The organism is Streptomyces xantholiticus (genome assembly GCF_014651015.1).
In the GTDB taxonomy this organism is placed as follows: domain Bacteria; phylum Actinomycetota; class Actinomycetes; order Streptomycetales; family Streptomycetaceae; genus Streptomyces; species Streptomyces xantholiticus.
Map to the genome: position 1 here is coordinate 51,860 of NZ_BMWB01000025.1, position 20,460 is coordinate 72,319.

The 20,460-nt window shown below is 67.9% G+C and carries 13 protein-coding genes and 4 pseudogenes; 11 read left to right on the forward strand and 6 right to left on the reverse strand.

All coding sequences use genetic code 11. The features are described 5' to 3' along the window. Positions 1-108: 108 nt before the first annotated feature. Positions 109-1,116 (reverse strand): DNA-3-methyladenine glycosylase 2, encoded by a 1,008-nt coding sequence (locus IE198_RS28605; RefSeq protein ID WP_229834423.1) that lies wholly within the window; start codon positions 1,114-1,116, stop codon positions 109-111. Between the two features lie 2 nt (positions 1,117-1,118). Further along, positions 1,119-1,490: a VOC family protein gene (locus tag IE198_RS28610; protein ID WP_189891747.1), complete on the reverse strand. Its 372-nt coding sequence runs from the start codon at positions 1,488-1,490 to the stop codon at positions 1,119-1,121. Between the two features lie 80 nt (positions 1,491-1,570). Between IE198_RS28610 and IE198_RS28615 the strand changes: the two genes are divergently transcribed. The 3 genes and pseudogenes from IE198_RS28615 (at position 1,571) to IE198_RS28625 (ending at position 5,045) form a co-directional block, all read left to right on the forward strand. Continuing rightward, entirely contained in the window at positions 1,571-2,032 is a 462-nt protein-coding gene (locus tag IE198_RS28615) for a MarR family winged helix-turn-helix transcriptional regulator (RefSeq protein WP_189891749.1), read from the forward strand. A gap of 861 nt (positions 2,033-2,893) precedes the next feature. Continuing rightward, positions 2,894-3,487: pseudogene (locus IE198_RS28620) on the forward strand (sensor histidine kinase); the annotation flags it as partial. Positions 3,488-4,067: 580 nt separating this feature from the next. Continuing rightward, positions 4,068-5,045, forward strand: coding sequence for an aldo/keto reductase (locus IE198_RS28625; protein WP_189891751.1), 978 nt, complete (start codon positions 4,068-4,070; stop codon positions 5,043-5,045). A 219-nt stretch (positions 5,046-5,264) separates the two neighbouring features. On the opposite strand, the pseudogene IE198_RS36950 reads toward IE198_RS28625, so the two are convergent. Beyond that, positions 5,265-5,665: pseudogene (locus IE198_RS36950) on the reverse strand (transposase); the annotation flags it as partial. On the opposite strand from IE198_RS36950, the gene IE198_RS28635 reads away from it, so the two are divergent. Beyond that, a complete protein-coding gene (locus IE198_RS28635; protein ID WP_189891853.1) occupies positions 5,646-6,677 on the forward strand; it encodes a hypothetical protein in 1,032 nt (343 codons plus the stop codon). The pseudogene IE198_RS36950 and the gene IE198_RS28635 sit on opposite strands and share 20 nt — an antisense overlap. Before the next feature lie 969 nt (positions 6,678-7,646). On the opposite strand, the gene IE198_RS28640 is transcribed toward IE198_RS28635, so the two are convergent. Beyond that, a complete protein-coding gene (locus IE198_RS28640; protein ID WP_189891753.1) occupies positions 7,647-8,921 on the reverse strand; it encodes a cytochrome P450 in 1,275 nt (424 codons plus the stop codon). Positions 8,922-10,493: 1,572 nt separating this feature from the next. On the opposite strand from IE198_RS28640, the pseudogene IE198_RS35665 reads away from it, so the two are divergent. The 3 genes and pseudogenes from IE198_RS35665 to IE198_RS28650 form a co-directional block, all read left to right on the forward strand. Beyond that, positions 10,494-11,123, forward strand: a pseudogene (locus IE198_RS35665) (glycosyltransferase family 2 protein); the annotation flags it as partial. 89 nt (positions 11,124-11,212) lie between these two features. After that, on the forward strand, positions 11,213-11,884 hold the full coding sequence (locus IE198_RS35670) for a hypothetical protein (protein WP_229834443.1): 672 nt from the start codon (positions 11,213-11,215) through the stop codon (positions 11,882-11,884). Positions 11,885-11,898: 14 nt separating this feature from the next. Beyond that, complete coding sequence (locus IE198_RS28650) at positions 11,899-13,149, forward strand: UDP-glucose dehydrogenase family protein (protein ID WP_229834424.1); 1,251 nt, start codon at positions 11,899-11,901, stop codon at positions 13,147-13,149. Positions 13,150-13,954: 805 nt separating this feature from the next. Here IE198_RS28650 and IE198_RS28655 read toward each other — a convergent pair. After that, positions 13,955-15,187, reverse strand: a complete 1,233-nt coding sequence (locus IE198_RS28655; RefSeq protein ID WP_189891756.1) for a hypothetical protein — start codon at positions 15,185-15,187, stop codon at positions 13,955-13,957. 211 nt (positions 15,188-15,398) lie between these two features. On the opposite strand from IE198_RS28655, the gene IE198_RS28660 reads away from it, so the two are divergent. After that, the gene (locus IE198_RS28660) at positions 15,399-15,599 is read left to right on the forward strand and encodes a hypothetical protein (RefSeq protein ID WP_189891758.1); all 201 of its coding nucleotides are present in this window, start codon (positions 15,399-15,401) and stop codon (positions 15,597-15,599) included. 14 nt (positions 15,600-15,613) lie between these two features. Here the strand turns inward: IE198_RS28660 and IE198_RS28665 are convergent, their stop codons facing one another. Further along, a complete protein-coding gene (locus IE198_RS28665) occupies positions 15,614-16,225 on the reverse strand; it encodes a hypothetical protein (protein WP_189891759.1) in 612 nt (203 codons plus the stop codon). A gap of 718 nt (positions 16,226-16,943) precedes the next feature. Here IE198_RS28665 and IE198_RS28670 point away from each other — a divergent pair. From IE198_RS28670 to IE198_RS35675, 3 genes and pseudogenes are all read left to right on the forward strand, one after another. Further along, a pseudogene (locus tag IE198_RS28670) lies at positions 16,944-17,275 on the forward strand (hypothetical protein); the annotation flags it as partial. A gap of 97 nt (positions 17,276-17,372) precedes the next feature. Then, complete coding sequence (locus tag IE198_RS28675; RefSeq protein ID WP_189891760.1) at positions 17,373-19,463, forward strand: pentapeptide repeat-containing protein; 2,091 nt, start codon at positions 17,373-17,375, stop codon at positions 19,461-19,463. 447 nt (positions 19,464-19,910) lie between these two features. Further along, entirely contained in the window at positions 19,911-20,315 is a 405-nt protein-coding gene (locus IE198_RS35675) for an AAA family ATPase (RefSeq protein ID WP_229834425.1), read from the forward strand. Positions 20,316-20,460 lie beyond the last annotated feature (145 nt).

A 20,460-nucleotide genomic window follows, 5' to 3' on the forward strand; every position in this document is an offset into this window, starting at 1 on the left:
GATACGCGGAACCGTCCCCCTCTCGCTCCCCCGGTCCTGCGGCTGCGTGCAAGTGGTCAGCGGTGAGTGTGCTGTTCGGCATGATTCCGGGTTCCGGTGGGACAGCCATCAAGCGCCCCTGGCGTGATCGGTTTGCTTGCCGGGCTGACTTTTCGGATTGCGGATGGCTGTGATGCCGGGGTCGGCATGGGCGCGCAGCAGCAGTGCGACCCAGCTGCGGTAGGGCGCCCACCGCTCGGCGATGCGGGCTAGTGCTGGAACGCCGGCCGCTTGACCTTTGAGGGTGTAGGCGTCGGCCATGGCTGCGTGCAGGCGAGGTTCGTGGCGGGGGAAGTGGTCGGGGTGGCCGGCGCCGCGGATGAGGACGAGTTCGGCGGAGAACGGCCCGATGCCGGGCAGTTCCTGCAGCGCGGCGAGGGCCTCCCGGGCCGGCAGGGCGCGCAGGCGGGCGGGGTCCAGTTCGCCCGCGATCGCGGCTTCGGCCACGGCGTGCAGCCGCCGGATCTTCTCCTTGGTCAGACCGGGAAAGCTCGTGATCGCCTGCAGGACCGGCGGGGCGGGGAACGCAGACAATTCTTGGCCGGCGACCGCGACGCGATGTCCGTGCCGCTGGGCGAGCAGGCGCTTGACGGCGGCGGCGTGGCTCATGCGGACTCGGCTGCCGATGACCGCCCATGCCGCTGCCTCGTAAGGGGAGTTGAAACAGACCGGCCGCAGGCCGGGGAACTCGTCCACCAGCCCGCCGACCACCGGGTCGGTGGATCCGAGCGCGATGAAGCGGGTGGCGTCCACGTCGAGAGACAGGATCCGAGCCACGTCGGCAGCGGCCTTCTCACCGAGGCCCTCGCCGACTACGGAAGAAGCCGGTGCGGCGCCGTGGGTGCCTGTGGAGTGCAGTGTGACCTCGGCCCGCACCGTGCCGGCCTGGGTGGCCACCGTCGTTTCATCCTGCTGCACCGCGGCGGTGACGGTGAAACAACCGTCGTCCGAGGGAAAGGCCAGCCGGAGCGTGCGATCCTGTCCGCTTTGGTAGGGGGCCGGGGCGAAGCCCTCCAGGAAACCAAGGCCGGCTGCGAGTGAGAACGGGCCGCGGGGAGTGAAGACGACGCCGGACATGCTCAGTCTCCGTGGACGGTGAGTCGGTAGCCCTCGGGGCCGGTGAAGGTGAAGGTGGGGCCGAACGGGCTGTCCTGCAGGGCCGTGACGTCCGGGACCTTGGCCGCCAGGAGTTGCTCGTGCACCTGTGCGGCGTTCGCGGCCCGCAGCCACAGCACGACCCCCAGGCCGGGACGGGCGTCACCGTCCAGGTCGATGCCCGGGAGCGGCTCGCGGACGGCGAACGGGACGGGGCTGCCGGCGAATACCACCGCGCCGGGCGGCGATTGCGGGGCACGGCGCATACCGAGGTGCTCTTCGAAGAAGGCCGCTGCGGCCTGAACGTCCTTCACCTGCAGGGCGACGAAGTCGGGGCCGTCGACAGTGGCGGGCATGGTTCCTCCAAGAAAGCTGATGTCAGGACTTTGACATAACGACTGTAGGCGCCGACTCTCAGTCATGTCAAAATGCTGACATGGATACTCCTGCACCCGCCCTGCCGCCCCACCCCACCGAGGACGTCACCGAGCACGTGGGATACCGCCTCAAACGCGCCTCCGCCGCCCTGCGCACGGCCATGGACAAGGCCCTGCGCGAACACGACCTCACCGTCCCGCAGTACTCCTGCCTCGAGCTCCTCGACCAGCAGCCGGGCCTGTCCAACGCCGACCTGGCCCGCGGCACCTTCGTCACACGCCAGTCCGCCAACGTCGTCCTGCGCGGCCTGAAAGAAGCCGGCCTCATCACCCGGCCCGCCACCACCGACCAAGGCCGCGCCCTGCCGGTCCACCTCACCCCGGCGGGCAAGCAGCGCCTGCACACCGCCCGCACCGCCGTCTACGCCATCGAGGAACGCATGGTCAACGCCATTCCCGGCAAACGCCTGACGGCCCTCCTCAAAGACCTCGACACGATGGCCGAGGCTCTCGGCGAGTGAGCAACGCACTTCCCTCCAGGCGCGTCCGCGAGGAGTTGGGCGCCGCAAGCGGGGCGAAGGTCGCCCTTGGCGCAAGGAGCGCGGCCACCGAGGCCGGGTCCCGGTTCTCGAAAAACGCGGTGATGAACGCCTGGGCGGCCTCGAGGGTGTCCTGGTGCACGCTGTTAGTGATCAACTACGACTGAGCGGCCGCGCAGAACGGCCATACGTCAAAGACTAGCTACTAAGGTAAGGCGTGCCTAAATTCCCCTAGCCCGCAAGGGGTGTCAAGTCCGCGGGTACGCGCTGACCTGTCCCGCCGTTCCGGCCGCGCCCCGAATATCCACCCATGTCGCATACCCCGCAGTTGGACCGCCCGACCCGGAACGCTTTGGAAAGACCCCTGGCCCCTCTCCTCTTCACGGCCACGAGCGTGGTCGGCACCGCTCCGGCAGCTCATGCTCCCAGCAGTCCCACCACGGCATCGCAATCGTCAGCGGACTCTCCTGCGCGTGGACGAGGCCGAAGTGGTCCTGAAGACGGCCAGGGGAGGCTGCTGCGGCTGGCGCTGAAGGAGCTGCTGTTTTCCGACACCGCGCTGTCATCAGCCCGGACGGTCCGGGGCCGTCGGCGGACGACGAGGGCGAGATCGTCTCCGTGGTGCTGGGGCAGCTTGATGAGGCGGAGAAACGGAAAGTCCGGGACCGGGCTGAGCATGTCCGAGAGGTGCTGACGGGCTATCGGTCTGGCAGTTCAGAAGTCGCACGCGACGATGAGCCTCGTCCCGAGTACTCGCCAGACAGGCCGTTGGAGGCCAGATACGCGGCGAAGATCGCCGAACTCGGAATGGGTTTGCGCACCTTGAAGAAGTGGATTGCCGGCGAGCAGGACCCCGACCTGCTCGCCGGCCTCTTCAAGCTCGACCACCTGGCCACCCGCATGCGCCGCAATGGGGAGAACCTACTCGTCCTCGCGGGTGAGGAGGCGGGCCGCCGCTGGAGCGCCCCAGTCCGGCTCGTGGATGTCCTGCGGGCCGCCACCAGTGAGGTCGAGCAGTACCAGCGTGTGCACCTACGCGGACTGGTAACCGCGGACGTCGACGGCAGGGCAGTGAACGACATCGTTCACCTCATCGCGGAGCTGTTGGAGAACGCGACCGCGTTCTCCTCACCGGACACCGAGGTGCTCGTCACGAGCCGGCTTCTGTCCGGCGGCGGAGCGACGGTCGAAATCCAGGACAGCGGCATGGGCATGACTGCAAAGGACCTTGAGGATGCCAACGACAGGCTCCTGAACCCGCCAGTCGTCGATGTGTCGGTGGCACGGCGCATGGGCATGTTCGTCGTCGGCCAACTCTCCGGCCGCCACGGCATCCGCGTCCAGCTCCGCAGGTCATCCACCCGCGGCATCACAGCAGTCGTCAGGGTGCCCCAGAGGTTGGTCCGGGCACACGGGGATCACATGGATCCTCCCGGACTGTCAGCAAGTTACGACTCGGAAGGGCGCCTCACGGGCTGGCGCAACTACGACACGACCGAGCAACTCAACGACAGTACGCTGGTCGAACGGGCGCACCGGACACGCCGTCACAGCGCCCGCTCCACCAGCAAGGAGAAAGGACTACCGCGAATTTGACCTGGCCCGAGGTGAAGCCTGGCGCTCTCGCGTCTACTGGAAACCGTCACGTCAGATCCTGGGCCTGGACCGCCGCGACCCGGCCGCCACCCCGGCCATGGCCGCACACCCCGCCGTACTCGACGCCATCGCCCGAGTCGTCACCGCAGCACACCGCCACAACCAGGTCTCCGTCTCGGCTACGCCGCCGCGCACCCCACGTCACCCCCTCCTCATCGGCCCCGGCTGCGACATACTCTCCATGGCCCCAGCCGCCCTGTTGCTGCCATGAAGCTCACGACATCCCTCATCCCAGCACCCCATCCCGGTTCGGACATCTCCGTTCTCTCCTGACACCTGGAGAGCCTGCCAAGGACTGCACTACTCCCTGGGCCGGTTCGAGCGGCAGGTCGCGAGGAACGGATCCCGGAGGACACCCCGTATGCACCTTGAACGCCCCATCGCCTCGCCGATCTCGCCCTTCGGTCTGGGCCTGGCCGCCGTCGGCCGTCCCGGTTACATCAATCTGGGTCGTGACGCGGACCTGCCCGCAGACCGCTCGGCCACCGTTCTGCGCGCCCATGCCCACCGGCTGCTTGACGCGGCCTACGCCCGGGGCGTGCGGTACTTCGACGCCGCCCGCTCCTACGGCCGGGCCGAGGAGTTCCTCGCCACTTGGCTGGAGGCCCGTCCCGATGCGCGGGATGTGGTGATCGGCAGCAAGTGGGGCTACATCTACACCGCCGACTGGCGCACGGACGTCGAGGTCCACGAGGTCAAGGACCACAGCACCGCGACGTACGACCGGCAGCTCGCGGAGACGCGTGCGCTGCTGGGCACCCGGCTCGACCTCTACCAGATCCACTCGGTCACCCCGGACAGCCCGGCGCTGACCGACTCCGCATTGCACGACCGGCTGCGCCGGCTCGCCGCAGAGGGGGTGACCATCGGACTGTCCACCAGCGGCCCGGCCCAGGCGGAAGCCATCCGGGCCGCGCTGGAGATCACGGTGGACGGCGAACCGCTCTTCGGCTGCGTGCAGGCCACCTACAACCTCATGGAGCCGTCAGCGGGGCCGGCGCTGGCCGAAGCACACGCCACCGGGCGCACGGTGATCGTCAAGGAGGCCATGGCAAACGGACGCCTGGCCGATCGGCACGCCACGGGGCGGGACACCGTCATGCTGCGCGAGATCGCACAGGAGACCGGCGCGCCGTGCGACGCCGTGGCTCTGGGCGCGGTCGCCGCGCGGCCCTGGGCGGACATCGTCCTCTCCGGCGCAGCCACGATCGAGCAACTCACCAGCAACCTCTTGGCGGCGGACCTGCACCTCAATCCCGATCAGATGGAACGGCTTGGCGGGCTGGCCGAGTCCGCCGGAGCCTACTGGGCGCATAGATCGCGGCTGGCCTGGGCATGAGAGGTCCGGGCCGCGACCCGCCCCCAGCCGTACGCTCACATCCCGAGAACTGCGCATCCGCACCGTGTGTATCCACCCGACCGTCCGGAGCGGCACCGGGTCCATCTGCCGAGGATCCGCGAGACGAAGAGAGACACACAGCTGCCGACAGCGGTGAGACGCACAGAACCGCAGGTCATGCTGTCCGAGGTGGGAAGCGGTCCTGTTTCGGCGGGCGCCCCTTTGCCGGGCCCGTTCCTGGTCGGCAGCGGCTTCCTCCAGGGCCTCCATGACCTTCTTGCCGATGCACATCCCGGCGGCGTCGTGGTGGGCACGGGCGGTGGTGGAGTCCACACTGACCAAGGACAAGTCCGTCTGCCCCTGGCGGGCGGCCTCAGCGATCACGCCTTCCAGCAGCGCGGTGAAGACGCCGGCGTCCCTCCAGACCCGGAAGCGGCCGTAGACCGTCGGCCACGGGCCGAACTCGCCCGAATCTCCCGCCACTGACTGCTGGTGCGGAACCCCCGGATCACCCCCTCGAACTGCTCACGCAGCCGCTCGGGGTACGGGCCGTACTCTCCCATCGGCAGGAACGGCTCGATCAACTTCCACTGCTCGTCGGTGAGTTTCCTGCGCGTCACGATCGTCTTCCTGCCGGATCCGGCTTCCAGACGCTCAGCGCCAGATCGCGCCCTCCCGGCGTTCGAGTCGGGTCTGATCGTGTCGCGTGGGGTAGGGCTGCCCCCGTCTCTGGCCATTCGAGATTGCCGGATCCGGGCACCAAGCGCGGGCACGACCTTGCCGCTCTCCGGCCTGTTGCCGATCGGCGGTGTGTGGCTCAATGCTCCCGGAGCGAAGGGGGCAACGGCGATGGCTGTGCAGACGGCGGAGCAGGGGGAGTCGGCCCGGCCCGGGAAGGCGTGGCTGCGTGCGGTGGCCTGGACGCTGCTTGGACTGGTATTGCTGGCGGTCTCTGCGGTCCCGAGCATTTCGGTGCCCAAGCGGATCGCCGATGAGAAGGCCTTCTTGGAAGCACAGCCGTGCGGCAGCGAGGAGGCGGCAGGGGTCTTGGCCGACTGCATGCGCACGATCCGCGGGACGGTTCGCTCTGCCGAGGACGCCAGGAGCGGTAGAGCGATGGTCTTCCGCGTGCAGTTGCAGGCTCCTGTTCCGGGCCCCGCCGCTCGGCCGATGCACCTCGATTCGCACGGCGAGTTGTCGGAACTCATCAAGCCGGGGGACGAGGTGGAGGTCACCGCCTGGCGGAACGTCCAGGTCGCCGTCAGCCACGACGGGATCAGCGAGACGCTCCCCGGGCTGCCGGACCAGAAGGCCACCATGCTCGTCGGGCTCACGCTGGCCGGTGTCTGGCTGGCGAGCTTGGCCTTCATCGCGGCGTTCGGCAGCGCCCGGCGGCCTCAGTGCTTCGCCACCGATCGCCGATGCGCACCCCGGGTCCGGTTCGGCCCGGCGAAGTGCGTAGGCGTGGTGGCCGCACCGCTCGCCGCGGCGTACCTCGCTAGCCACATCTGGGACGCCTGGACGGCAGTGGTGATGACGGTGGCCATCTGGGCGCTGATAGCGCTCCCAGTCACGATCGCCGCCCTGCTCTGGCACCGAGGTCAACCTCTCACCGCCCGGCGCCCCGCTTGACGCCGAGCACGGCCGGGCCGGCTGAAGCGCTCAGTCCCACAGCTGGGTTCCGGCCCTTCGTCGCTGCTCGTGCCCCTACAGGTCGACGTCGATGCCGTGATGCCCGCGACCATCGACACCCCGCACTTCGAGCAGGCGGCCAACTACACCGGGCGCAAAGTGGTCGCCATGCCTCCCGTCCACAGCCCTGAGCGGGTTGCCCGGGCCATCGTGGATCTGGTCCGCCACCCACGTCGCGAAGTGGTGGTCGGCCCCGCGGGCCGCGCTCTGGTACGCCGTTTTCGGATGACGCCGGGAATCGCGGCGCGGGCGATGGCACGGCAGACGGACGAGACCGATCTGTCTCAGGACGAGAAGGCTCCGGTCACTCACGGAGCACGCACGTACCGGCTCTCGGAGAGGGGGCGGTGCAGGGCGGCTGGAACGGGCGGCGGCGCTCCGCGATGCGCAGGACGGCCGTAGCCGCCGCGCTGGCGGGAGCGGCCGTGACCGCTGCGCGGCGGATGAGTCGTGGTCCGGCGGGGGCCTGACCGGCACCCGGCCGTGTGCGGGTTCCCCACACGCACTCGGCGCCCCATGCAGGACGCCGAACGCACTGCGACCAGATCCAGTCGGTGGCGCGAACGTAGGGGACCAAGGTGCGTATGCGACATGGGACTGGTGCCCTCGAGTGCTTAGCCGCCCTGCTCCGCCACCATCCATCGAGGAGAGCCGCCAACACATCGAGGGGCAAGCTCCCAGACGACGACCGGTCGGTGCCCAGGCTTTCCCGGAGGTCCCGGCCGGACGCCACTGGCATCGCGCCGCGGCAGCGCTCGGAGTTCAGCTCCGGGCGGGGATCAGCTGCGCCCGGCCGTGGAGCAGTACGAGCACGGCGTCTTCCTGGTTGAGCAGTGTGCGGACATGTTCGCCCGTGATCACCGGATCGCGTCCCACTCCCCTGATCGCGTCCCTCTCCCCTGGTGGCCGTTAGCCCGCCGACTGCCTGAAGCCGAGTGCGGGCACCGGTACACGGACGGCCTCGATGACGAATCCGCTGCGCACCCGCGCCGGGATGCGGTTCAGCGGGATGCTCAGGTCCTGTTTCGGCACGTCGTACTCCAGGCGTGCCAGCCGTGGCCCGACGGATCGCAGGAGTGCGATCGTGACGTCCTCACCGGGGCAGCGGTGGCCGGTGGCGCGGTCGCCGCCGCCCTGCGGGACGAGTTCGTCCCGGTGGGGCGGCCTCTCCAGGAAGCGCTGTGGGTCGAAGGTGTACGGGGTGTCCCAGAGGTCGGGGTCGTGGTCCTGTCCGTACAGGTCGAGGAGGATCAAGGTGCCGGACGGGATGGGTTCCCCCCGCCACTCCAGGTCGGTGACGGCCCGGCCACCGAGGAAGGGGGCGAAGGGGTAGAAGCGCCGCAACTCGTGGGCGAAGGCCACGGCGTAGGCGGGGTCGTCGTCGCCCAGCCGTTCCCGGACGTCGGGCCTGAGGCGCAGCGCGTGACCGGCGTAGGCGACGAACCAGCACACCGCGACGGTCGGACGGATGACATTGAGCAGTTCGACGGCGGCGGTGTGCGGGTCAAGGAGTCGGCCATCGGCGTCCCCGTGCCGGACCACGACGTCCAGTGCCGACCCGGCCGGCGCGGTGGTGGCTTCCTCCCGTACGTCTTCGACCAGACGCCCCAGCCACGCCTCACTGCGGGACCGCGCACGGCGAGCCCGCCAGTGGCGCAGCCCGGGCGTGGCGAAGCCGTCGACCATGGCGACCAGGTCCCGGGCCACCGACTCCGCGTCGTCGAGGGGGATTCCGGCCCACCGGCAGACGCCTCGGGTCAGAACCCGGCTCGCCTCGTCGAACAGGACGACCGCCGGACGGCCGGGCCACGACTCCACGGCTTGGTCCCACGCCCCGGCGACGCATTCAACGAGGCGGTCGACCGCCTCCGGCCCGGTGAGCAGGGAGAGGAACATCTCCTTACGCACCCGGTGATCCCGGCCGTCCAGGGTGTGTACGGCTCCGTGACCGAAGAGTGTGCTGAGCACCGGACCGGGAAACGCCGTACGACGCTCCACACGCCGTTCGTCGTAGAAGAACCGCACCGCTTCCGGACCGTGCAGGGCGACGGCGTGCTGTCCCATGACCCGCGCGCGCACCAGGGGGGCGGTGGTACGGCGCCGACGGTCGGGCAGCCAGGCGTACCCCTTGGCAAGAACGGCGAGTGAGCTGTCGACGAGCGGGGGGCGATGACTCTGATTCATGGTGCCCCGAGTGCCCGCCGCCCCAGACCGGAAACGCGGCCGGCCCCCGCTCACCCGAACAGGTACGGCCTTTCCCAAGCCCATGAGCGGCGGCCCATGACCAGTTCGCCCGGCTCGGACCGCCACCACGACCACCTCGTCATCCACCCCCGCAGTGGTATCGCCAACAGCGCGGCCCATCAATCTGACCACCGCCTCGACACCGCTCGAGCGAACTCGTTCGGCGGCTACGAACGGGAGAGGCCCGGCCTTCCAGAAAGGAAGACCGGGCTCATGCTGAAGGCGACATCGGGCTACCGCTGCCCGCCGCTCTCACGTCCGCCCTTCTGGCCGGCCTCCGAAGCTCGCGCCGGCGTTCGCGAGGTTCCCTGAGTTGTTGGACGCAGCCATGACTGCTCCTTCCCTCACGTCGCTGTGGTTCCTCACAGCATGTGTCCAGGGCGAGGTAGGTCAATCGGCACTCATACGACGTTTTACTGACTATTGGTCACCCCCTCGCCCGTGGCGCCAGGCGCGCGGCGCCGCCGGGCGCTGCTGTGCCGTCCGGCTTGGGAGCGCGGTCTCATCACCGCCGGGACAGCACACGATCTGACCGCGGGCGGCGAGGACCACATCGCAGCCGTCGCACCGCTTCGAAGGGGCCAGCCGAAGACGTGGTGACCGGCGGCGGACTCAATCCGGCGCTGCCGACCGGCCAGGGCCGCTGCTGGTCGCAGGCGTGGCCTTCTCCGCCATCGAGGCGGAACTACCGCCGCTCCCCATGCCAGATGTGGGTCCCGCCTATAGGTGCGCCGCATCATGCCTGCCCGCACCGAGCGCTTCCCGCCACCGGGCGAGCTGCGGCTGAACGCCGTCGTCCATCAGGACAGCCATCCCCTGCACCACGGTGGCCGAGAGGGCGCTTTGGGGGCTGGCTCTGGTTCTTCGTACAGCCCATCCCAGTGTGACCATTTCTGCACACTCCTGTCTTTCCTTTTTCACGCGAGGGCAGTTTCGGGCAGAGTTGGGTGATGGGCAGCAGCATCGCCCAGTTATTAGCATCTTCTGCATTCGGGGATTTTCTCGCTCTGTCCGGGGTGGGCAGTGATGGCGCGAGGACCTTCACGCATCTCATATGATTTGCGTCATCCACTATTTCTCTTGTTCCTGGGGGGACTTTCGTATGTCCGGACATGCTCAGCTCGCGCAGACCGGCGCTCCCGTCATCGTGGTAGGCGGTATGACCTATCCACTCGGCGGTTGGATGCTTGCCCTTGCTGCTTCTCTTGTTTGTGTCGGCCTCGTGGCTGTGAGGTTCGGGTTCCGCCGGAATCTGGCCGCAGGTCAGGATGCCGGTGCGGTCGTGGCGTCGCGGCGGCATCGTAAGTGAGAGGGCGCCGTCGCCATCAGCCGGTGCTGAGTGCCCATCAGCACCGGTCGGTGACTGTTCTGACGGGTATCGTCGTCCTGTTATTGGCGGCGGCATGGACGACGCACCATGCGGTTATTGCCTTCAGGGCTGACAGCGAGACGGAGAACCGGCTCAGGGTTGTATGGATCAGCCTTTTCCTCGTCTTCTTGCTACAGACTTTCATGTATCACCTTGAGGGTGTTCCGCGGCTTACGGACCGCACGGTGCGTCAATTGGCTTCCGCGCACGTGTCCATCCTCGTTCCGGTTTACAACGAGGACCCCGGTTATTTGAAGTTGGGGCTGGAGAGCTTCCTGCGCCAGACGCGGCTGCCTGATTCGGTGCACATTGTCGACGATGGCTCAACCAGCAGCGATTACGCGGATGTGCGTGCGTGGTGGGAGGAGGCGGCCCGCAAGGCCGGTGTCGCCACCACGTGGCAGCGCGTGCTCAACGGTGGCAAGCGGCATGCCCAGGCGCACGGCGTCAGGGTGAGCGCCGAGGCGGACATCTACATCACGTGCGATTCGGACTCGTGCTTTGCGCCGAGTGCGATCGAGCAAGTCCTGTTGCCGTTCGCCCGGCCGCGGGTTCAGTCCGTCGCCGGTATCGTGATCGCCACCAACAACCGGGTGAACTGGCTGGTGCGGGTGACGGACCTGTGGTTCGTGGTGTGCCAACTTGTCGACCGCTCCGGACAGTCCGCCCTGGGCGCTGTCATGGTCAACTCCGGTCCGCTGGCCGCGTACCGGGCCGACGTGATTCGCGACAATCTGGGCTCGTACCTCAACGAGACCTTCATGGGGCGGTCCGTGATGTTCTCCGACGACAGCTTGCTGACCTTGTATGCCCAGCAGCGCGGGCTGACCGTGCAGCAGCCCAGGCCATCTGCTTCACCGCCATGCCGGAGAAGTGGAGCCACTTCACGCGGATGTATCTGCGCTGGATGCGCGGCTCGACGATCCGTTCGGTGTGGCGCATGCGGTATCTGTCGCCGGCGCGCCCCGCCTACTGGCTGCACGCGATGCGGTGGCTGCAGATGGTGCTCACCCAGATGGTCGTCCTGTGGCTGGTGCTCGTCGAGCCGCTGCTGTACGGACAGATGCCGCCCGGGAGCATGCTGGTCATCCCGTTCCTGATCGGGTATGCACAGGGGTTGCGTTACCTGAGCATCATCCGTTCCGATGAGCGGATCCGTTCGCGGGCTCTGACCTGGCTCACGATGCCGCTGGCGATCGTCCTCGCCTGGACAGTGCTGCGCTTCTTGCGCTGGTACGGCATCTTCACGTGTGCCAGGACAGGGTGGGGTACCCGGCAGAACGGGGCCGAAGTCACTCTCGGCGGACAGAGCTCCCCGCCCCCGCCGGAAGCCGCAGCACAGAGCACGTACGTCAGGGCCGTCGATCCTTGGGACGAGTCCACGCTGGAGATCCGTCAGTATCGCGCCCACACACAGGCCCCCTGGCAGCGCCTCAGCCGCCCGGCACCTTCTTGCAGCACCTCGTCCCACGATGCAACGCGGGCACCTCGTCCCCCCCACACAGCCGGCCTGCGCCGCATCGTTTCTCTGTGAAAGTGAAGCCGCACATGCACAACTCGAACCACAACGTCGCGGTCTTCGGCGCCGGCTACATCGGATTGGTCGCCGGCGCCTGCTTCGCCGAACTGGGCCACCGCGTCACCATCCGCGACATCCAGCCGGCACGAATCCAGGCCCTGCAGTCCGGTGCCGTCCCCATCTACGAGCCGGGCCTGGGTGAGATGCTCGCCCGCAACAGCAAACGTCTCCGCTTCACCCTCGACGCCGACGAGGCGGTCCGCGATGCAGAGATCGTGTACGTGTGCGTGGATACCCCGCCCACAGCCTCGGGAGACGCCGACCTCTCCCGCATCTGGGCAGTGATCAATGCGCTCAAAGGAGCATCCCACCTGGCGGTAGTCACGGTGAAAAGCACCGTCCCCGTCGGCACCGGCGCCCGGATACGCGCTGCGATGGACACCGCCGGCCTGGAACACGTCCCCTACGCCTCCAACCCCGAGTTCACCGCGGAAGGGAGGGCCGTGGAGGACTTCATGCACCCGGACCGCATCGTCATCGGCACTGAGGACGACACCGCCGCCGAACTCCTCGCCGACCTGCACGACGGAGTGAAGGGACCGACACTGCTCATGGACGTCGCCTCCGCCGAAATGGTCAAACTGACCGCCAACGCCCTCCTCGCCACGAAGATCTCCTTCACCAACGAAATCGCCACACTGTGCGAGGCAACCGGCGCAGACATCGCCCACGTCACCAAAGCCACCGGCATGGACCACCGCCTCGGCCCACATTTCATGAACGCCGGCCTGGGCTACGGCGGCAGCTGCTTCCCCAAGGATTCCCGCGCCCTACGCGCTCTGGCCAGCAACTCCGGCTACGCCTTCCAACTGCTCACTGCAGTCATCGAAGTCAACGACCTCCAGCCACGCCGAGCCGTCCAGCGGCTCAAGAACGAACTGAACGGTCTCAAAGGACGCACCATCGCACTGCTCGGCATGACGTTCAAACCCGGCACGGACGACATGCGCGAAGCACCCAGCACCGTCATAGCCTCACGCCTGCAGGCCGAAGGCGCCCACGTGCGCTGCTGGGACCCCATGGCACCGGCCTGCAACGACGGGCCGTGGGCATCGGCACACCGCTGCGCCACACTCCCGCAGACGATGACAGCAGCAGACGGTGCGATCATCGCCACCGATTGGCCCCAACTCCGCCAGGCCAACTGGAGCCGACTGGCCACCATGATGAACACCCCGTGCTCTTCGACGGCAGAAACCTCCTCACACCACACGTCATGAAACAGCACGGCTACACCTACCTGAGCATCGGACGCCCCACCACACCAGCCACTCCCGCCACCACACCACACGACAGACATCCACAACGAGCCTGATGCCTGCCCTTGCGCCGCGGGCAGGGCGGACGCTCTCCGGCGCCAACCCCCCGTTGCGGGGCGGTGGAACCTGTCCCGGCGGTGTCGGACCGGTACGGCCTGGGGCGCCAGTGCCTCCGTCTGGTGCACCCCAAGAGGGCCGGCGGGGCTCGTCTTGATCTTCCATCCTGCTGCCACCTCGTCTTTCAGCGGCTCAGGCAAATCGCCCCTCAGGGTCCGTCGCCGGCGGTGAGATTTTTCCGCCAATCCGTCACGGGGCCTCGATGGGCGGCTACAAACAGTCATCGAACCTTCGTTCTCCCATCGCACCTCCCCCCACGTGGTGATCGCATCCGGGCATGCCGAGACGACGACGGCGGCGACTGACGCTCCTTGCCGTCCTCGAACGCCTTGCGCAACTGCCGGTACAGCGCAGCCACGTCCACCGGTTGGGATATGAGGTCAGGAGTGGGGTGGTGCGGAGCCATGCGCCAGTAGCGAGGAGAGGGAGCCCGGCCTGGCGGCAGCGCTGGCTGGCCGGCTCTCAGTGCACGCCAGCGGTGAGCTCTTCCAATCTGCAGCGCTGGGGGCCGGTCCGGACGCTTCCGGTGGCCGGGCTGCCACTGAGCGCGGCGAATGGTGCTGGGCTTGGTGCAGCGGCCTTGGCCGCGTTCGCGCTGCTGCGAGGGCTATCAGCACATCAGTGCGCCGACTCGGCTGTCGAGGTCCATTCAGGGAGCGGCGAGGGACTGGGGGTCGCCGTTGTAGGTGGAGGGGTCGGCCGGGACAATTCCGGCACCGACAGGAGCCGCCACGCCTCCCACGTACATCGCCCGGTAATGGTCGTAGGGGTGCTGTTCCTCGAAGTTCTGGGCGACTGCGGTCAGCTGAAACGGCTTTCCGTCGTTGCTGACTTCCCGCTTCACCGGTTTGTGGCCCGGCACGACCACGGTGAAGCGGAAGGTGAAGCCGCAGGAACGCTCATTGGCGCTGACGAACGCCACAATCGTTTCGGTCTCCCCGTACTTCAGGGTGATGCTCTTCCGGGCGAAATAGGGTTCGCTGTTCTCGTCCGTGGGTTCGGGGATCCGGTCGTCCAGGTTGAAAAACAACGTTCTGGTCTTGGACTCGCCGCCGTTGGTGCCGCCATTGAGGAAAAAAGTACCTGTGAGCGGCGGCGCACAGTCTCGTTTGAGGATCTGGATGTTCGTGATGCGGAGCTCTTTCTTGCTGCGTCCGCTAACGGTGAGCGAGATGGTCCTGAAACCGGCTGGTACACCGCCGTTCTCGTTGAACCAGTCCTCGAACGTCTTCCCCTTTCCGTAGTCCTCGTTCTTCAGCTTCTCCACCTGGGAGCCCGACAGCTTCATGGTGGACGTGAAGACGTAGTCGCCCGTGCTCAGCCCGAGGAAGGAGACGTCGTCCACAGACAGCGGCGGTGTCTCTGAGGCCGGGATCCAGAGGACGTACGCCGAGCCCGCTGCCAGCACCACGGCCATGGCGGCGCCTATGGCGTACGGCTGACGAATCCTCCGCGCTGCCGCGGTGTTCACGGACTGGCTCTCGGGCGTGCGCCGGTACTGCGGACGCGGTCGGCCGCCGCAGGCGGTGTAGCCGTCGGCCCAGCGAACGAGCAGGCCGTCGCGCGTGTCCTCATCCAATACGTGGTGCTCGCAGTACGCCAGGACCAGGAGCTCCACGTACCTCCAGTCCGGAAGCCTCTCGGCCTTCCTGCCCTTCACCGTGAGGGCGTTGAGCCATGTGCCCTTCGCCGGGCCGCTCACGCCCATCTCGAACCCGGGGGCGTTCCCCTCGCTGACGATGTCGCTTGCGATCTCGACCAGTTTGTCGTACGAGAGCCCGTCCGCGCGGAGTTCGTTCAGAGCCGCGCGGAACGCCTGCGGAGTGCGCTCCTCGACGGCGGTGTCCAAGAGTTCCTGCCGCCTCGGCGTCTCCTCGGTCATGTCGCCCCCCTGCTAGTGGTTCAGCAGTATCCCGGAAGGGCCGGTCCAGGGGAGGCCCTCTCGCAGATCCGGTGCAACTTCGGACACTTTGGCGGATTCACCTGCATGAATGCCGGTGTCCGCAATTGCCATGATCTTGGACTGGATGTGTCCGGGGGTCCTGCATGACGGTGTGGAGCACTCCACACGACGACCACGAAGGACTGACACCATGCCTACGCCGAGCCCCGCTGTCCGGGTCATGGCCCTCGCCATCGCGGCGCTGAGCGCCCTCGTCGCCGCGCTGGTCGGTTTCATCGTCCTGCCGCACCTCGGCGCGAGCATCCTGACGACGACGCTGAGCTCCTGCGGGGCCTTCGTGACCGTCAGCGCCGGCACCCTGCATGTGCTCCGGGAGTTCAACCTGTTCTGATGTACGGCCCGGACTCAGCGGGCCGCTAGACGCCCCTGTCGGTAAACCCATGTCTCCTCGACCTGACCGGACGGACAGCAATTGAAGTCGTCCTTCAGATAGAAACTGTCCACGATCGTGATTCGGCCGGGTTTCATCGACTCCACCTTCAAGAGATTCGGCGGTTCGCCGAGCCGAGGCTTACGGCTCGTCAGAGTTCCCAGCACGGAGAGTTCCCGAGCACCGCCGTCGAAAACAAGAATACCCATGGCTCTCTGCCCTGCGGCGGTGGAGTCGTGATTGGCGCACACCACGGGCAGCGCGGACTCGTCACGGTCGTCGCCAGTGATGTCGCCGTAGAAGATCTCGTCTGTGAGGGCCGCCACGTCCTGCGGCATGTTCGGCTCCGGTCCGTCGAAATCCGACGGCACGTTGACGGCCGATCCATCACGCAGACGTATCGGCTTGGGGGACCTGCACAACGACCCCGGGATCTCGACGCTGCGCCAGTCCACGGCACGCAGGTCGATCGGATCCTCATACGTTTCCCCGCGCGAAAGGAACCGATAGGCCGCGAGGGAGGCCACGGCCAGGACCACGCACACCATCAGCGTAAGCACCTTTGCCCGCCACATCGAACGGTACACGGTCCCCGCCTCTCGTTCCGCGCCGCGAAGAGTGGTCACAGTGTGCCGTCGCGGTCGGCGCCTTGGAAGCGGTTCGCCCTATCACCGTGGTGTGCGACCTCCCCGTTCGATAGGAGTAAGAGGGCATCTGATGTCGGTAGTTGGTGGTTCGGGATGTTCTTGTGACTGCTGGTGCTGGCGGTTCGTTGGGCTGGGTGTGAGTGATCGTCGTCCCTACCGCAGTGATGTCTCCGACGTCCGCCTTGATCGAACCGGATGGACCGAGTAGGACTGACAGCGAGCGTCACATGCAACCCACTCTGACCTGCGAACCGGTGCCGGCTGTCGACGTGGTCCCCACGGCAGGACGTAACGTCCCGCGGTGTGACGCGTTGATCGTGGGCGCGGCGTCGCACGGGAACCTGCCGGTGTTGCCGCAAGGCGGCCGTCAGCACCCAGGTGTCTGCGGCCGGCGGCCCTCGAGGACGGTGCCGTGGCTGACGGGGCGGGCTGTGAGGGGCTCGAGCAGCTGGGGCGGTTCGTGCGTGCTGCGTGTCAGACCGCTGAGGATCCGGGTACGCCACCAGCGGCGCTGTTGACCAACCGCCGGGCCGGTGGCGTACGTGCCTGGGCGGCGTACATCGCCGGCTGCTCAACGCGCTTGTCGTCTCCGCTACCGATGCCGCGCCCGACGTCGCACCGGGGTTACAACCGGAGCCGGGCAAGAAGGTCATGGAGGGCTGCCGACCAGGAACGGGCCCGGCAAAAGGGGCGGCCCGCCGGAACAGAACGGACAGGTCGGAAGTGACGCCCCCGGCCAGGACGAGCGGCGGCACGTCAGGCGACGGCGCAAGCTCCACTTGAAGCAACCCTGCTCGGCAGGTCCCGTGTCGGGTTGACCAGCAAGGTCATCTCGCCGCTGACCGCAAGTGCCGTCCGTTGTCGTTCGTCCTGACCGCAGGACAGGCCGCCGACAGCCCGCAGTTCGTGCCCGTGCTGCAGAAGGTGCGGGTCCGTCTACCGGTCGGCCGTCCTGGGACCCGGCCTGACGCTGTCGCCGCGGACAACGCACGATTCATTTTTCAGTAGCCACCGAAGATTTCAGTTCCGCGTGCTTCGAAGGCGGGACGCCGGGCAACTGCCCGGCCGCGCCGATCGTCCTTCAGGCATGACGCTAGCAACGCCCGACCCACCGTCCACCATCTCCCCGGCCTGGCCGCACTGCGGCCACGGCGCCGACCCCGCGATCGACCCCGTCGGCTGCCGCGGCATCCACGTGCCCGGACACGCGGCCTGCCTGGCCCACCTGGACGAGGCCGACCGCGCCGCCTATCTCGCAAGCCTGGCTCCCGGCGCCGATATCGACCACCGAGGCACTCCCTTTAGCGGAGCACTGTTGGGCGAGCTACTCGACGCCCTGCGCGACCCCACCACCAGCCACCCACGCATAGGCATCGCCTGGTTCGACGGGGCCACCTTCACCCGCAATGCCAGGTTCGGCGGGGCCACCTTCACCGGCGATGCCGTGCTTGACGGAGCTACCTTCTCGGGGGACGTCTGGTTCGACGGGGCCACCTTCACCGGCACCGCTAGGTTTGGCGCAGTCACCTTCGGCGGCGTTGCCGGGTTCGACGGGGCCACCTTTGCTCGCATCGCCTGGTTCGGCGGGGTCGACTTCAACGGTGACGCCAGGTTCGGGGCAGTGACCTTCTCCAGCACCGCCGGGTTCGACGGAGCCACCTTCGCCCGCATCGCCAGGTTCGTTACAGCCACCTTCAACGGTGACGCCAGGTTCGGCGCAGTGACCTTCTCCGGCACCGCCGGGTTCGACGGAGCCACCTTCACTGTCGCCAAATTCGGCGGAGTAACCTTCGCTGGCAACGCCGGATTCGGCGGAGCTACCTTCTCCGACATCGCCAGGTTTGACGGAACCACCTTCACCAGCGACGCCAGGTTCGACGGAACCACCTTCACCAGCGACGCCAGGTTCGACGGAACCACCTTCACCAGCGACGCCAGGTTCGACGGAGCCACCTTCACCGGCAGCGCCAGGTTCGGCGCGGTAACCTTCGCTGGCAACGCTGGATTCAGGGGAGCGACCTTCTCCGACATCGCCGGGTTCAGCGGAGCACGCTTTGAGGCGGCGTCGCGGTTGGGGCCGCTAGTGTGCGGTGACAAGGTGAGTCTGGACGGTGCGGTCTTCCAGCAGCCGGTGACAGTGGAAGCCGCCGCCCGCCGGATGAGCTGTGTGCGCACCAGGTGGGCATCGACCGCCACGCTGCACCTGCGCTACGCCGAGCTGGATCTGAGGGACGCGGTCTGCGAGTACCCAGTGGTGATCTCCGCCCGCCCCGCCCCCTTTCCCCGTCGTTCGGAGTCAGACAGCGTGCTGCCGGAGACGCATCTGTCGGGCGGCCGGCGCAGCGTGCGGCTGACGTCGGTGAGCGGGGTTGATGCCGCGCATCTGGCGCTGCACGACATTGACCTGAGCGAGTGCCGGTTCGCCGGCGCGGTCCATCTCGACCAGCTCCGCGTGGACGGTTGGTGCACCTTCGCCGCCACCCCCACCGGCTGGAGTCGGCGCTTCCCCTGGCGGTGGACCCGGAGGAACACACTGGCCGAGGAGCATCACTGGCGGATGAGCACCGCCCGCAGCCCCGCTCCAGCCCGCGGCTGGACCACACCACATGCGGAGGCCTCCGAGCTGCGTCCGGCGGCGGTGGCCGCGCTGTACCGGCAGCTGCGCAAGTCACTGGAGGACGGCAAGAACGAGCCAGACGCCGCCGACTTCTACTACGGCGAGTGCGAGATGCGCCGACACGACATCACCCGACCATGGGGTGAGCGGTCGCTGCTGACCGCCTACTGGGCCATCTCCGGCTACGGGCTGCGCGCCTCCCGCGCTCTGGCGTGGCTAGCAGCAGCGATGATCGTCACGGTCGCGGTGATGGTGCTGTGGGGCCTGCCCGCAGATGACCCCAAGCCGCAGATCACCGGCCGCCAAGTCGCCGCCGGGCAGCAGATCACCCTCACCACCGATACCCCCGACCCGGCTAAGCCCACCGGTCCGTGGACCCGCCGCGTCACCGCCGAGCGGTTCGAGAAGGCCCTGCGGGTTGTGATCAATTCGGTGGTGTTCCGCTCCTCCGGCCAGAACCTGACCACCGCCGGCACCTACACCGAGATGACCTCCCGGCTGGCCGAGCCCGTGCTCCTCGGCTTGGCGGTCCTGGCCGTCCGCAGCCGCGTCAAACGGTGACCACCGCCCACACTGCAGAGGAGACCGCAGACGCCACGGCCACCGGGCACTGAAGTGATCGGTGTGCTCGCACCGCCCCAAGTCACCGCACAGAAGATTTCGGTGGACAGGCCGCAGCCACGCCCACTGAACTCTGCCGTGCAGCCTGACCACCGCCCCAGCAGGGGCGCCGGCGACCGCCTCCAATCCGTGCGGAAGTGAGCGACACAGGGCACCGGCAGCCGAGGGCTGAGCCTGATCTTCGGACACCGCCCTGTCCGCGTCCCTGACCGATTCCCCGGCTACCGGCGGCGTGGCACGATCCGCGGGACGACCGACGGCCACGTGACCGATTCAATGGGCCGTGGCCGATGGCTGATCCCCCGGCACGCTTCCACCCCTGTTCGATGCCAACTAGGAAGGCGACCCCGTGACCAGAGCGCGACTCCCGACGCGGTGGCCTCGCTGATGTCAGTCCTCGAGGCCCGCCTCGCCCGACGGCTCCCGACCGTGGTCGACACGACCAGCGCCAAGCACTCCGACCGAGCCGAACTCCTGGCCCGCGCACGCCGTCACGGTGTTCCCACCATCGCCCTCCTGGTCACCACGCCCGCCTCCGTGTGTGTCGCTCGTCAGCAGGACCGGCCCGCCAACCGGCGCGTGCCGCAGGCGGTCGTCGAGGCGCAGCACGCCGCCATCGTCGCCGCGTTCCCCGGAATGCCGAGTGAGGGATTCGACCATGTCGTCTTCGCTGAGAGCATCGACCGGCTGGGGCCGCTTGCAGCGCCTCAGCGACCGCCGGAGCGCGGAGCAGGGCCTGAACAGCGACCGGTTGGGGGTTCTGCTGCTCGTACAACGCTCCTTCAGCCCTGAGATCCTGCCGATGTGGCGCTGGGTCGACGGGTCGCACCTCGCTGGCGGCGACCGGGTCGGTGAGATCCGCCTCGGAGGCCGCTCGCTCTGGCGCTCCGCCGGGACGTCGACGCCGAGGGCGACATGGGTTTCGACACCCTGCTGC

Excerpts from the sequence above, each read along its gene's own strand:
- IE198_RS28605 (WP_229834423.1), bottom strand. The coding sequence starts at position 1,116 with ATGTCCGGCGTCGTCTTCACTCCCCGCGGCCCGTTCTCACTCGCAGCC.
- IE198_RS28610 (WP_189891747.1), bottom strand. The coding sequence starts at position 1,490 with ATGCCCGCCACTGTCGACGGCCCCGACTTCGTCGCCCTGCAGGTGAAG.
- IE198_RS28615 (WP_189891749.1), top strand. The coding sequence starts at position 1,571 with ATGGATACTCCTGCACCCGCCCTGCCGCCCCACCCCACCGAGGACGTC.
- IE198_RS28625 (WP_189891751.1), top strand. The coding sequence starts at position 4,068 with ATGCACCTTGAACGCCCCATCGCCTCGCCGATCTCGCCCTTCGGTCTG.
- IE198_RS28640 (WP_189891753.1), bottom strand. The coding sequence starts at position 8,921 with ATGAATCAGAGTCATCGCCCCCCGCTCGTCGACAGCTCACTCGCCGTT.
- IE198_RS35670 (WP_229834443.1), top strand. The coding sequence starts at position 11,213 with ATGCCGGAGAAGTGGAGCCACTTCACGCGGATGTATCTGCGCTGGATG.
- IE198_RS28650 (WP_229834424.1), top strand. The coding sequence starts at position 11,899 with ATGCACAACTCGAACCACAACGTCGCGGTCTTCGGCGCCGGCTACATC.
- IE198_RS28655 (WP_189891756.1), bottom strand. The coding sequence starts at position 15,187 with ATGACCGAGGAGACGCCGAGGCGGCAGGAACTCTTGGACACCGCCGTC.
- IE198_RS28660 (WP_189891758.1), top strand. The coding sequence starts at position 15,399 with ATGCCTACGCCGAGCCCCGCTGTCCGGGTCATGGCCCTCGCCATCGCG.
- IE198_RS28675 (WP_189891760.1), top strand. The coding sequence starts at position 17,373 with ATGACGCTAGCAACGCCCGACCCACCGTCCACCATCTCCCCGGCCTGG.
- IE198_RS35675 (WP_229834425.1), top strand. The coding sequence starts at position 19,911 with ATGTCAGTCCTCGAGGCCCGCCTCGCCCGACGGCTCCCGACCGTGGTC.